A 13,325-nucleotide genomic window follows, 5' to 3' on the forward strand; every position below is an offset into this window, starting at 1 on the left:
CGCCATGGCGACCCGGAAAGTCAAGCGGCTCTACCGATCCGATGTGCGGCAGGCCCGCCGCCTGCTGCGCGGTCACACCCGCAAGACCCCCGTCTTCCACACCGACATCCTGGGCCCGCGCGGCCCGGTCCCGGTGACCCTCAAGCTGGAGCACCTCCAGCACGGCGGCACCTTCAAGGTGCGCGGCTGTCTCAACGCGCTGCTGCAGGCGCGCGGTGACAAGACCCACGTGGTGCTGGCCTCGGCCGGCAATGCCGGGATCGCGGCGGCGCTGGCGAGCGCGTTGCGCGGAATGTCGTGCACCGTGGTGGTTCCCGAGTCGGCCTCGCACACCAAGGTGGCGGCCATGTGGTCGCACGGCGCCGAAGTGCTGTGGCACGGAACGACTTACGCCGAGGCGCACCGGTACGCCCGCCAGCTCGCCGCCGAGCGCGGCGCCATGCAGCTGCACGCCTACGATCTGCCCGAGATCGTGGCGGGCGCGGGTGTGGTCGGGCTCGAGATCGAGGAACAGGTGCGGGGCAGGCCGCCCGTGCTGGTCGCGGTCGGTGGCGGCGGTCTGGTCGCCGGTGTCGCGGCGGCGCTGGGGCTGCGTGGCCGGGTGATCGGGGTCGAGCCGCAGGGCGCGCCGACCCTGCACTCGGCGCTGGCGGCCGGGCACCCGGTGGATGTCGAGGTCTCGAGCGTGGCCTCGGATTCCCTGGGCGCGAACCGGATCGGCGATATCGCGATGGAGGTGGCGCAGCGCTACGCGGTGCGTTCCATCCTGGTCAGCGACGATGCCATCGTGATGGCGCGCGAGTATCTGTGGCGCGAGTTCCGCATCGTGGTGGAGCCGGCCGGTGCCACGGCGGTGGCGGCGATCCAGAGCGGCGCGTACGTGCCGGCGCCGGGGGAGCGGCCGGTGATCGTGCTGTGCGGGGCCAATACCGACCTGGCGACGCTGTAGCGCGCCGCGAACCTATCCACATCCCGCGAGTTGTCCACACTCGCCGATTCGGTCCTGTCGCCGCCCGCGCCCGCGCGGGAACCTTGAGGTCGACGGCAGGCACAGGCTCGAATCGACAAGGGGGAGTGCAATGTACGAGGCGAACACCGCGGTGATCGGCCGGATCGTCACCCATCCGGTGCGGCGCGCGCTGCAGAACGGTGAACAGCTGTTGAGTTTCCGGTTGGCCAGTACTGCTCGCCGCTACGATCAGGGCGCGGGGGACTGGGTGGACGGTGGCACCCTGTACCTCACCGTAAACTGTTGGCGACGGGGGATCATCGAAGGAGTCGAGGCGTCACTGCAGCGAGGTGATCCGATCATCGCGTACGGGCAGCTGCGCTCGAACGAGTACACCACCCGAGATGGCGCGGAGCGCACCGACCTCGAGATGCGGGCCCTGGCGTTGGGTCCCGACCTGGGTCGTTGCACCGCCCCGGTGGTGCGCAAAACCTTCGGTCGAACCGACCGGACCGAACCCGTGGAACGGCTGTCCGTGGATGCGGACACTGCCGGAGAACCCGCTACTACACACAGTTAGGCTTGCCGATATGGCTGAGTTCATTTACCAGATGGTGAAGGTGCGAAAGGCGCATGGCGACAAGGTCGTGCTCGACAATGTGACCTTGAACTTCCTTCCCGGCGCCAAGATCGGTGTCGTCGGCCCGAACGGCGCGGGTAAGTCCAGTGTGCTGAAGATCATGGCGGGACTGGACCAGCCGAACAACGGCGATGCCTGGCTCGCGCCGGGCGCGACGGTCGGCATCCTGCAGCAGGAGCCGCCGCTGAACGAAGAGAAGACCGTGCGCGGCAACGTCGAGGAGGGCCTCGGCGAGATCAAGGTGAAGCTGGACCGCTTCAACGAGATCGCCGAGCTCATGGCGACCGACTACTCCGATGAGCTGATGGAGGAGATGGGCAAGCTCCAGGAGGAGCTCGACCACGCCGACGCGTGGGACGTCGACTCCCAGCTCGAGCAGGCCATGGACGCGCTGCGCTGCCCGCCGCCGGACGAGCCGGTCACCAACCTCTCCGGTGGTGAGCGCCGTCGCGTCGCGCTGTGCAAGCTGCTGCTGAGCAAGCCCGACCTGCTGCTGCTCGACGAGCCCACCAACCACCTCGACGCCGAGTCGGTGCTGTGGCTGGAGCAGTTCCTCGCCAGCTACCCGGGCGCGGTGCTGGCCGTCACCCACGACCGGTACTTCCTGGACAATGTGGCGCAGTGGATCCTCGAGCTGGACCGCGGCCGCACCTTCCCCTACGAGGGCAACTACTCCACCTACCTGGAGAAGAAGGCCGAGCGCCTCGAGGTGCAGGGCAAGAAGGACCAGAAGCTGCAGAAGCGCCTGAAGGAGGAGCTGGCCTGGGTCCGCTCCGGCGCCAAGGCGCGGCAGGCCAAGAACAAGGCGCGTCTGGGCCGCTACGAGGAAATGGCCGCCGAGGCCGAGAAGATGCGCAAGTTGGACTTCGAGGAGATCCAGATCCCGGCCGGTCCGCGCCTGGGCAATGTGGTCGTCGAGGTCGACCACCTGGACAAGGGTTTCGGCGACCGGCAGCTGATCAAGGATCTGTCGTTCACCCTGCCGCGCAACGGCATTGTCGGCGTCATCGGCCCGAACGGTGTCGGTAAGTCGACGCTGTTCAAGACCATCGTTGGTCTGGAGCAGTCGGACAGCGGCGCGGTGCGGGTCGGCGAGACGGTCAAGCTGAGCTACGTCGACCAGGGCCGCTCCGGCATCGACCCGAACAAGACGGTCTGGCAGGTGGTCTCCGACGGGCTGGACTTCATCCAGGTCGGCAATCAGGAAATGCCTTCCCGCGCTTACGTTTCGGCGTTCGGCTTCAAGGGTCCGGATCAGCAGAAGCCGGCCGGTGTGCTCTCCGGTGGTGAGCGCAACCGCCTGAACCTGGCGCTGACCCTCAAGCAGGGCGGCAACCTGATCCTGCTCGACGAGCCCACCAACGACCTCGATGTCGAGACCCTGAGCTCGCTCGAGAACGCGCTGGAGAACTTCGCCGGCTGCTCGGTGGTCATTTCCCACGACCGCTGGTTCCTCGACCGCACCTGTACCCACATCCTGGCGTGGGAGGGCACCGAGGACAACCCGGCCTCCTGGTTCTGGTTCGAGGGCAACTTCGAGGCCTACGAGGCCAACAAGATCGAGCGCCTGGGTCCGGAAGCGGCGCGCCCGCACCGCGTCACCCACCGCAAGCTGACCCGCGGATAACGGGCCACCCCAACCGAATTCACCGCCGCCCTCACCCGCTGACCCGGGTGAGGTAGCCGGATCGCGTCCGTCATCGGTCCGCTACCGAGCGCTGGATTCCGTACGGTCCATCGAAGAATGGTCGATTGATCACCGTTTCGTCGGGCCGAAGACGTTTGCCGGACGGTTCGCGGCCCGCTGGATGGCGGGCCGTGACCGGCCAGATGAACGGTTATCGAATAGCGAACTCAGCGGTTTCGCATTCGCAGTTGTGCGTGAAAACTGTTTTGGTGCAAGGTTTGTCGTATGCGACCTGGCGATATCGGACGAAGTCGGCGACGGCCGAACCGTCCGGTTCGTCCGTATGATTAGACGCGGCGCGGCATTGAGAGGAATTCAGCCCGGCAGTTCTTGCGCCCAGCTACTCTCGCATCGGCGTCACTTTGTTACGGAACCGAATCCGAGGAGTTGGCGAAATGACGGTCTCGTCCGAATTGTCCAGCGCGGCCTGGGCTGCGAGTTTGCCCGCGTCTCTGCGGGGCAATCTCGTATCCCTCGAGGAGGCGTACTTCCGCCACGTCGACGCCGGCGATGCTGACTGCGCGATCCCCGCGACATCCACTCACATCTTCCGCTGCCATCTGGATCTCGGCATCCAGCGCACCCCCGGCACCGCGAATGTTCGTGTGTACCATGCGGATGACGAGGCCGGGCTCGGCGTCGCCATCCAGCTGGTGACCGATGATATGCCACTGCTGGTCGAATCTGTGACCTCCTCGCTGAGCCGGATCGGCGTCAGTGTCAGTGAGGTCGTGCACCCCATCTTCGAGGTGACCCGAGACGCCGCGGGCCGCCTGAAGACGGCGGTGCCGCACGAGGTCGACGCCAATGGCACCACGGGCCTGCCCGAGTCCTGGATGCACGTGCAGCTGCACCCCGCCACCAGCCGCGCCCAGCTCGAGCAGATCGAGACGGCACTGCCCGACGTGCTCACCGACGTGCGCCGGGTCATCGAGGACACCGAGGCCATGCGCGAGGCGCAGGAGCGGGTCGCCGCCGAGCTCGACACCGCGGCCACCGCGGGCAGATCCGCCTTTCCCACAACGGATCTCACCGACTGCGCCAATCTGTTGCGCTGGCTGGCCGACGGCCACTTCACCGTGCTGGGCTACGCCCGCTACGAGCGCAGCACCGTGGACGGTCAGGCCAAGTCCATCATCGTGCCGGAGACCAGCCTCGGCGTGCTGCGCCCCAATGTCGGTACCGACTTCCGGGTCCCCGACAACAGCGGCGACCAGCCGCTGCTCATGCTGACCCAGGGCCTCGTCCCGGCCACCGTGCACCGCGCGGTCTACCCGTACTTCGTCGGCGTGGCCGAGATCGACGACTCCGGTGTCGTCACGGGCGAGCACCTGTTCATCGGCGTCTTCACCGTCACCGCCCTGCACGCGAACGTGCTCGACATCCCCGTCATCGACCGCCGGGTGCGCTCCATCATCGAGTCCAGCGGCTTCGACCTGGACTCCTTCTCCGGCCAGGAGATGCTGGAGGTCATCCAGGCCTTCCCGCGCACCGAGCTGTTCTCCTCCGAAGGCGAGGCACTGCGCCGCACCGCCAGCGCGGTGCTGAATGTCGGTATGCGCCGCCAGGTTCGGCTGTTCATGCGCATGGACGGCTACGGTCGCTTCGTGGCCTGCATGGTGTATCTGCCGCGTGACCGCTACACCACCCGCGTCCGCCTGGAGATGCAGGACATCCTGGTGCGCGAGCTGGGCGGCGTATCCATCGACTATTCGGCACGCGTGTCCGAAAGTGACCTCGCCAGTGTGTATTTCACGGTCCGGCTGCCCGATCAGGGCATCGTGGCCGATACCGGCGAGCCCAACCGGCTGCGCATCCAGCACCTGCTCGCCGAGGCCAGCCGCACCTGGGACGACCACCTGCGCGATGTGGTGGCCAACTCCACCGTGCTCGACCCGGCGGTGGCGCAGCGCTACGCCGAGTCGCTGCCGGAGAGCTACAAGGAGGACTTCGAGCCCACCCGTGCCGTGGCCGACATCCTGCGGCTGCAGCGGCTGCCCGACGGGGGCATCGACCAGCACCTGTACCGCTGGTCCGACTCCGACCCGGGCTCTTGGCGTTTCACGCTCTACATCGGTGGTGGCGGCGGCATCTCGCTGAGCCAGGTGCTCCCGCTGCTGCAGAGCCTCGGCGTGGAGGTGATCGACGAGCGCCCGCACCCCGTCGAGCGCGATCAGGGTCCGGAGCAGTGGATCTACGACTTCGGCCTGCTGGCCCGTCCCGAGCTGCTGCGCAGCGCGCTGGACCGGAACATGGACGCCGAACTGGTGGAGTCCGTGAGCCGGCTCGACGTGCTCGACGCCCAGGTGCGCGGTTTACGCGAACGCTTCACCGAGGCGTTCGCAGCGCTCTGGTACGGCCGCGCCGAGGCCGACGGCCTCAATGAGCTGGTGCTGCGCGCCGGCCTGCACTGGCGCGGCGTCGCGATCCTGCGCGCCTACTCGAAGTACCTGCAGCAGGCCGGATTCCAGTACAGCCAGGCCGCCATCACGCGCGTGCTGCTGGCCTATCCGGAGGCGGCGAGCATGTTCGTCGAGCTGTTCACCGCGCTCTTCGATCCGGACTCGGCCAATCCCGACCACGCCACCGAGCTGGAGGCCGCGGTCCGCCACCGCATCGACGAGGTGGTGAGCATGGACGCCGACCGCATCCTGCGCGCCATCCTCGGCCTGATCAAGGCCACCCTGCGCACCAACTACTACGTCACCGACGCCGAGGGCACTGTGCGGGACTACCTGTCGTTCAAGGTGGAACCGCAGGAGATCACCGAATTGCCCAAGCCCAGGCCGCAATTCGAGATCTTCGTCTACTCCCCGCGGGTGGAGGGCGTGCACCTGCGCTTCGGCCCGGTGGCGCGCGGCGGCCTGCGCTGGTCGGACCGCCTGGAGGACTTCCGCACCGAGGTCCTGGGTCTGGTCAAGGCGCAGGCGGTGAAGAACGCGGTGATCGTGCCGGTCGGCGCCAAGGGCGGTTTCGTGGTCAAGCAGCCGCCGGCGGCGACCGCCGATCCGGTCGCCGATCGGCAGGCGCTGCAGGCCGAGGGCATCGCCTGCTACCGCACCTTCATTTCCGGCCTGCTCGACGTCACCGACAATGTCGATCGCGCCACCGGCGCGGTGCTGCCGCCCGAGCGGGTGCTGCGCCGTGACGCCGACGACACCTACCTCGTGGTCGCCGCCGACAAGGGCACCGCTTCCTTCTCCGATATCGCCAATGATGTTGCCCTGCAGTATGGTTTCTGGCTCGGCGACGCCTTCGCCTCCGGCGGTTCGGTGGGCTACGACCACAAGGCCATGGGCATCACCGCCAAGGGCGCGTGGGAGAGCGTGAAGCGGCACTTCGCCGAGATGGATATCGACACCCAGTCGCAGGACTTCACGGTGGTCGGCATCGGCGACATGTCCGGTGACGTGTTCGGCAACGGCATGCTGCTCTCGCGCCACATCCGGCTGGTCGCGGCCTTCGACCACCGCCACATCTTCCTGGACCCGAACCCCGATGCCGCAACGTCTTTCGCCGAGCGAGAGCGCATGTTCGCGCTGCCGCGCTCGTCCTGGGCCGACTACGACCGGTCCCTGATCAGCGAGGGCGGCGGGGTCTACGACCGCACGGTGAAGGCCATCCCGGTCAGCGACCAGGTCCGCGAGGTGCTCGGCCTGGCCGCCGACGTCGTCTCGCTGTCGCCGCCGGAGATGATCCGCGCCATCCTGCAGTCCCCCGTGCAACTGCTGTGGAACGGCGGCATCGGTACCTACATCAAGGCCAGCACCGAGACCAATGCCGAGGTGGGCGACAAGTCCAATGACGCGGTCCGGGTGAACGCGAACGCCTTGCGGGTCAAGGTGATCGGCGAGGGCGGCAACCTCGGCGTCACCGCCCTGGGCCGCATCGAGTTCTGCCGCCACGACGGCAAGATGAACACCGACGCGCTGGACAATTCCGCCGGTGTGGACTGCTCCGACCACGAGGTCAATATCAAGGTCCTGCTCGACGGCGTGGTCTCCTCCGGCGAGCTGCCCGAGGTCGAGCGCAATCCGCTGCTGGCCTCCATGACCGACGAGGTTTCCGCACTCGTGCTGCAGGACAACGTCTCCCAGAACATCCTTATGGGTATGTCCCGGGCCGAGGCCCCGCACATGCTCAATGTGCACCAGCGCGTCATCGAGGATCTCGAGGAACGCCGTGGCCTGGACCGCGAGCTCGAGGCGCTGCCGAGCGACGCGCAGATGAAGTATCGCGCCGAGGAGGGCACCGGCCTCACCTCGCCGGAGCTGTCGAATCTCATGGCGCACGTGAAGCTTTCGTTCAAGGCCGATCTGCTGGCCAGCGATCTGCCCGATATGGCGTACTTCTCCGCACGGTTGCCGCTGTACTTCCCGACCCCGCTGCGCACCCGCTTCGGTGTGGCCATCAAGCGGCATCGCCTGCGCCGGGAGATCACCGCCACGATGCTGGTGAACGAGGTGGTCGACCTGGGCGGCATCACATATGCCTTCCGCCTGGGCGAGGAGATCGGGGCCTCGGCCTCCGACGCGGTCCGCGCCTTCACCGCGGCGACCCAGATCTTCGATCTGCACTCGGTGTGGGGTCGTATTCGCGCCGCGGAGATCTCCACGGGGATGAAAGACGTGCTGGAACTGGAGACCAAGCGCACCCTGGACCGGGCCTCGCGCTGGTTGCTCAACAACCGCCCGCAGCCGGTCGCGGTGGGCGCGGAGATCCATCGCTACGCGCAGGGTGTGCGTACGCTCTCGCCCAAGGTGCCGGGCTGGCTGCGCGGTCACCACATCGACAGTCTCAATGCGCAGTCCCAGGCGATCGTCGAGCAGGGCGCGCCCTCGGAGCTGGCCACCGAGGTGTTCGGCCTGCTGAACCAGTTCCCGCTGCTGGATGTGCTCGATATCGCCGACATCACCGATCGCAGCGGTGATGAGGTGGGCGCGCTGTACTACGCGCTCAACGATCACCTCAAGATCGACTGGCTGTTGCAGGCGGTCAGCCACCTCGAGCGCGGTGATCGCTGGCACGCGCTGGCCCGGCTCGCGCTGCGCGATGATATGTACGGCTCGCTGCGCTCGCTCACCCTCGACGTGCTCTCCGGCGGTGACCCGGAGGAGACGGCCGAGGAGAAGATTGCATACTGGGAGTCCAAGAACCAGTCCCGGCTGGGCCGTGCGCGCTCTGCCCTGTCGGAACTGTTCGAGTCCGGAACCCACGATCTGGCCACGCTGTCGGTTGCGGCGCGGCAGGTGCGCAGCATGGTGAGTGGGGTGGGTGCGCAATCGGAGGTACCGCGTTGACGAGTGTCGGTTCGCTGAACGGCCAGGCGAAGACGGCAGCGCCGAGTCCGGGGGAGTCCCCGGTCTCGGCCGAGCCGAAGCGTTTCCACACCACGGTGGAGGTGCGCTGGTCGGATATGGACGCCTTCCAGCACATCAACCATGCCCGCATGGTCACTCTGCTGGAGGAGGCCCGCATTCCGTGGCTGTTCCTGGATGAGCGACCGACGGTTGCGCTGCGGTCCGGCTGTGTGCTGGCCGATCTGCGGGTGCAGTACAAGGGCCAGCTCCGCCATGAGGATTCGCCGCTGGACGTGTCCATGTGGATCGACCGGTTGCGCGCGGTGGACTTCACCGTCGGCTACGAGGTGCGCGCGGCCGGCGCCGCCCCGGACTCCCCGCCGGCGGTGATCGCCTCCACCCAGCTGGCCGCCTTCGACATCGACACCCAGCGCCTACGCCGCCTCACCGCCGAGGAACGCAACTACCTCGCGCAGTGGCTGGCCGACTGACCGAGAACGACCGTTGTCGGGACAGCTGACCCTGCACGTTCCGGATCCCGCGGAACGCGAGAACCTGGCCACCTTCATCACGCACGCCCTTCGCCTCGACCCGGCGGCCGTTATCCGGCTGCGCCGGCGCGGGGACCGCTACGTCTCCGCCTGGGCGACCACCGGATTCGAGGCGCTGGCGGTGCGCACGGTGGTGGCCAACCTCGGGATGGACGATGTGTCCGTCGGCGCGGACGCCGTCCTCGCCGGGCTGCGCGGGCCGGACGCGGGCGCCGCGTTCGGGCTCGGCTATGCCATGGACTCCGCCTGGCGCGCCGCGCTGCCGCCGGAGGTGGGCTTCGTCCATGTGGAGGACGTGCCCGCCCGCAAACTCGTCGAATTGGCCGAGCGCGGAGCCGAATTGGCGCAGGAGCACGGCAGCCAGCACGGCCCGCCGGCCGCCCTGCTGGATCAGACGGTGCTGACCGTGTCCGGTGGCGGCGAGCAGGTCGAGGTGCCCATGCGGGTGGTGTTCGCCCTCGCCGCCATGGATTTCATTCCGCACGGCGGCGAGAAGACCGACTCCCGCCGCATCCCGGTGGACGAGATCGTGCGGGTGCGTGCGGCTCGTACCTGGCTGCGCCTGGACGCCCGCTACGGTTCGGTGGCCCGCCGTCGTGGCCCCGCCCTGCCGTTGCTCCCGCGCTGAGGCTCTGCCGTTGCTCCGGCACTGAGGCTCTGCCGTTGCTCCGGCACTGAGGCTCTGCCGTTGCTCCGGCACTGAGGCTCTGCCGCCCTTCCGGCACCGAGTCCCGGCCCGAACCCGCCCCCAATGCGCGGGGCACCGAATATCCTGGCTCGTAAGGTTTTTCGAGCCCGGATACGTTCGAGTCGGGCCGAACGCAACCAGGGAGGGGCCATCATCATGACGATCCTGAGATGCATTCTCGCGGGTGTGGCGCTGGGCATCGCCCTGCTGGCTCCGGCCTTCGCGCCCGCCGTGGGCGGCTGACGCGACAGCCGGTCCGCCGGCCATCGGAATCGCGATGGCCGGTATAGCCGCAATGATTGGTCGCCCCGCTCCGTGCCGATTACCTTGGCGGCATGAGCGATGCCGCGATCGTGACCGAGTGGATCGACCTGAAGGTCGGCGATGCCGTGATGAGCGCCTATCTGGCCCGTCAGGCCGAAACGGGTGAGTATCCCGGAGTCGTTGTGGGACACGAGATCTACGGCCAGCACGCCACGGCGCGAGCGGCCGCCGACCGCCTGGCGTCCCTGGGCGTCATCGCCGTCCTGCCGGACCTGTTCCACCGCGTCGCGCCGCGCGCCGAGCTGGAATTGCACGTCGACCGGGAACGCGGCCTGGAACTGCTGCGCACCCTGACCCGTCCCGGGGTGGTCGACGATGTCTCGGCCTGTCTCGACGAATTGCGCGGCCGCGGCGCGGTCTCGCTGAACATGGTCGGCTTCAGTGCGGGCGGGCACGCCGCCTACTACGCCGCCACTCAACTCCCGCTGGCCGCCACCGCCGCGTTCTACCCGGGTTGGCTCACCAATACCGATATCCCGCTGTCCACACCCGAACCCACCATCGAAGCCACCCCCGGCATCACGGGCCGGGTCGTGTTGTTCTTCGGCGGTGAGGATCCGCTGATCGACCCCGAGGCTCGCGACGAACTCGAAGAGGCGCTGAGCACGGCCAATATCCAGCACGAGATCGTGGTCTACGACGACGCCCCGCACGGCTTCCTTTTCCCTGGCCGCGATTGGTACCGGCCCGAGGTCGCCGAGGATTCCTGGGCCCGGCTCGCGGACCTGCTGCGCGGCTAGCGAATTCGGCACGCCGAGGATTTGCTCTTCAGCAGACACCGAGGAGTCGCTCCTCAGTGCACGCCGAGCATCCGCAGCCCCGCCGTGACCACCGCCGCGGAGAGGATCACCACCAGCAGCGGCGCGCGCTTCCACGCCAGCCCCGCCGCGACCAGCACACCCGCGGGCAGCGCCCACCCGAATTGGCCGCTGCCCGTGGGCACCAGCGTGGTGACCGCCAGCGCGGTGAGCAGCACGACCGACGCGATCTCCAGCAGCCGGATGGTGCGCGGCGAAATTCTGACCCGGCTGCGCAACAGCGGCCCGGCGAACCGGAATGCGAAGGTGCCCATGGCCAATGCCATGGCACCCACCAGGAGAGTCTTGGTCATCGGCGCGCGCTCCTGGAGCCCAGCCGTCGAAAGATCGCCCGCATCACACGGTCCCAGCCGCAGCGGTGGTGCTCTCGGTCCTCGCCGCCTGATCCGCGTTCGCGGTGGTGGTGGCTTCGCTCGCGCCCGCGCGGCGCACGACCAGCAGTACCGCGGTCAGCGCGAGCAGTACCGGCAGCCCCGCGCCCAGGAACGGCGTGGTCGTCGCGGCGACCACCGCGCCGGCCAGAGCGGCTGTGCGGGTGAGGGGTTCGCGCAAGGCGGGCAGCACCAGCGAGAACAGTACGGCCGGGAAGACGGCGTCCAGACCGAACGCATTGGGGTCGGGCACCACCGCGCCGAGCATGGCGCCGAGCGCCGCGCCCAGCGGCCACGCGGCCAGCACCGAGAGCCCGCACACCCAGTAGGCGGCGCGCCGCCGATCCCGATCCGGCTGGGCCAGGGCCATGGCCACCGATTCGTCGTTCATGACGTGGGTGCCCAGCAGACGCCGCCAGCCGGTGCCGACCACATCGGGCACGGACAGTCCATAGGGCAGGTGCCGGGCGTTGACCAGCAGTCCCGCCAGCACGGCGGCGACCAGCCCGCCGCCGGCGGTCAGAATGCCGATGAAGACGAATTCCGAGCCGCCGGCCACCACGGCGACGCTCATGAGCACCGGCAGCCAGCCGGGCAGTCCGGAGGTCACCGCGGTAGCGCCGTAGGATACGCCGATCATGGCGACTGCCAGGCAGATCGCCGCGATACCTGTGAGCACACCCCGATCGAGTGTTCGCCATGCCGAACGCATGTTTTCTATAATGAACACAACTGGCCAGGTTCGTCAAAGGGACGTGCCGACATCCCGGTACTGTGAACGCCACCATGACCCAGCAGTCCGACCGCTCCGAGCCCGTGTCTGCCCAGCAGGTGCCCGAGTCTGCCCCGCAGGCGCCGACGTCCCCGCAGCAGGCGCCCGCGTCGCCGCAGGAGGCGATCGCCGCCGCTCTGCGCCGGGAGCGGGCTCGCTCCGGACTCTCGCTGACCGAGGTCGCCCGTCGCGCCGGGATCGCCAAATCCACACTGTCCCAACTGGAATCGGGCTCCGGCAACCCCAGCATCGAAACGCTGTGGGCGCTCTGCCTCGCCCTCGACATCCAGTTCTCGCGGCTGCTGGATCCGCCGACCCCGCAGGTTCAGGTGATCCGCGCGGGTGAGGGCCAGGTCCTCGCCTCGGCGCGGTCCGAGTACCGGACCACCCTGCTCGCGGCCTCCCCGCCTGCGGCTCGCCGTGATGTCTACCGTGTCACCGCCGAACCCGGCCACCCCCGTGACTCCGCCCCGCACTCCCGCGGCGTCGTCGAGCACATCGTGCTGTGCGCCGGTCGCGCCAAGGTCGGGCTCGCCGAGGATCCGGTGGAACTCGGGCCCGGCGACTACATCTGCTACCCCGGCGATCTGCCGCACGTCTTCGAGGCTCTCGAACCGGGCACCTGGGCCCTGCTGGTCAGCGAATACAGCTGATCCGCGAATCCGGCTGCGGCGCAGCTGATCTCACTGACCGGCCACCCACCAGGCGGACAGCAGGTGCACGGCCGCCAATCCGACGCAGGTGGCCGCCATCGGCCAGTTGCGCCGTCCCGCACCGATGACCGCGTCGCCGATCTGAGCCAGTCCGGCGACCACCAGAATCGGCGCCAGTCCGCTACGGGCCCCGACCGCGAGCAGGATCAGCATCACGATGCTCAGCGGCACCGCCCGCGCCCCGTACGCATACGCGAAAAACAGTGTGCCCGTATTGATCTGGCCACCGTCCGGCACCGCCATCGCGGGCCGTGCCATGCCCACCACGCTGGAGACTCCCGAGATCAAGGCGACCGCCGCGTTCGCGATGGCGATTCCGGTGTACGCGTCCATTTCCTTCACTCCCTAAATCATTCAGGCTCTGAATGTTTCGAGGGAAGTATCATCTGACCCGTGAACGATGTCAAGAAGCCGACCGGACTCCCGAAGACCGTCTCGTTCCGGCTGGGCACGGTGGGTTCGGTGGTCGCCGACCGCTTCGCCGCGCGCATCGAAACCCTCGATCTCAAGCC

11 protein-coding genes are annotated in these 13,325 nt (G+C 68.3%); 8 read left to right on the plus strand and 3 right to left on the minus strand.

The genetic code is table 11. The annotated features are described in order from the left end of the window. Positions 1–4: 4 nt before the first annotated feature. The 7 genes from ACFXN1_RS29695 (at position 5) to ACFXN1_RS29725 (ending at position 10,879) form a co-directional block, all read left to right on the plus strand. Positions 5–949 (plus strand): threonine/serine dehydratase, encoded by a 945-nt coding sequence (locus tag ACFXN1_RS29695; protein ID WP_379399035.1) that lies wholly within the window; start codon positions 5–7, stop codon positions 947–949. A 130-nt stretch (positions 950–1,079) separates the two neighbouring features. Next, positions 1,080–1,529 (plus strand): single-stranded DNA-binding protein, encoded by a 450-nt coding sequence (locus ACFXN1_RS29700; RefSeq protein ID WP_354834641.1) that lies wholly within the window; start codon positions 1,080–1,082, stop codon positions 1,527–1,529. Between the two features lie 10 nt (positions 1,530–1,539). Beyond that, on the plus strand, positions 1,540–3,216 hold the full coding sequence (ettA, locus tag ACFXN1_RS29705) for an energy-dependent translational throttle protein EttA (protein WP_379398976.1): 1,677 nt from the start codon (positions 1,540–1,542) through the stop codon (positions 3,214–3,216). 455 nt (positions 3,217–3,671) lie between these two features. Further along, the gene (locus ACFXN1_RS29710; protein WP_379444315.1) at positions 3,672–8,576 is read left to right on the plus strand and encodes an NAD-glutamate dehydrogenase; all 4,905 of its coding nucleotides are present in this window, start codon (positions 3,672–3,674) and stop codon (positions 8,574–8,576) included. 95 nt (positions 8,577–8,671) lie between these two features. Continuing rightward, the gene (locus ACFXN1_RS29715; RefSeq protein WP_379399034.1) at positions 8,672–9,067 is read left to right on the plus strand and encodes an acyl-CoA thioesterase; all 396 of its coding nucleotides are present in this window, start codon (positions 8,672–8,674) and stop codon (positions 9,065–9,067) included. Between the two features lie 13 nt (positions 9,068–9,080). Further along, positions 9,081–9,755 carry a hypothetical protein gene (locus ACFXN1_RS29720; RefSeq protein WP_379444314.1) on the plus strand — a complete coding sequence of 225 codons (675 nt, stop codon included), beginning with the start codon at positions 9,081–9,083 and terminating at the stop codon, positions 9,753–9,755. Between the two features lie 395 nt (positions 9,756–10,150). After that, positions 10,151–10,879, plus strand: a complete 729-nt coding sequence (locus tag ACFXN1_RS29725; protein WP_379463718.1) for a dienelactone hydrolase family protein — start codon at positions 10,151–10,153, stop codon at positions 10,877–10,879. Positions 10,880–10,932: 53 nt separating this feature from the next. On the opposite strand, the gene ACFXN1_RS29730 is transcribed toward ACFXN1_RS29725, so the two are convergent. Both ACFXN1_RS29730 and ACFXN1_RS29735 read right to left on the minus strand, forming a co-directional pair. Then, complete coding sequence (locus ACFXN1_RS29730; RefSeq protein WP_379444312.1) at positions 10,933–11,250, minus strand: AzlD domain-containing protein; 318 nt, start codon at positions 11,248–11,250, stop codon at positions 10,933–10,935. A 43-nt stretch (positions 11,251–11,293) separates the two neighbouring features. Then, the gene (locus tag ACFXN1_RS29735) at positions 11,294–12,040 is read right to left on the minus strand and encodes an AzlC family ABC transporter permease (RefSeq protein WP_379444311.1); all 747 of its coding nucleotides are present in this window, start codon (positions 12,038–12,040) and stop codon (positions 11,294–11,296) included. A gap of 74 nt (positions 12,041–12,114) precedes the next feature. Between ACFXN1_RS29735 and ACFXN1_RS29740 the strand changes: the two genes are divergently transcribed. Further along, positions 12,115–12,753, plus strand: a complete 639-nt coding sequence (locus ACFXN1_RS29740) for a helix-turn-helix domain-containing protein (RefSeq protein WP_379444309.1) — start codon at positions 12,115–12,117, stop codon at positions 12,751–12,753. Positions 12,754–12,783: 30 nt separating this feature from the next. On the opposite strand, the gene ACFXN1_RS29745 is transcribed toward ACFXN1_RS29740, so the two are convergent. After that, a complete protein-coding gene (locus ACFXN1_RS29745; protein WP_379444308.1) occupies positions 12,784–13,146 on the minus strand; it encodes a hypothetical protein in 363 nt (120 codons plus the stop codon). Between the last annotated feature and the right edge of the window lie 179 nt (positions 13,147–13,325).

It is taken from the genome of Nocardia sp. NPDC059154 (assembly GCF_042755705.1).
Taxonomy (GTDB): Bacteria; Actinomycetota; Actinomycetes; order Mycobacteriales; family Mycobacteriaceae; genus Nocardia.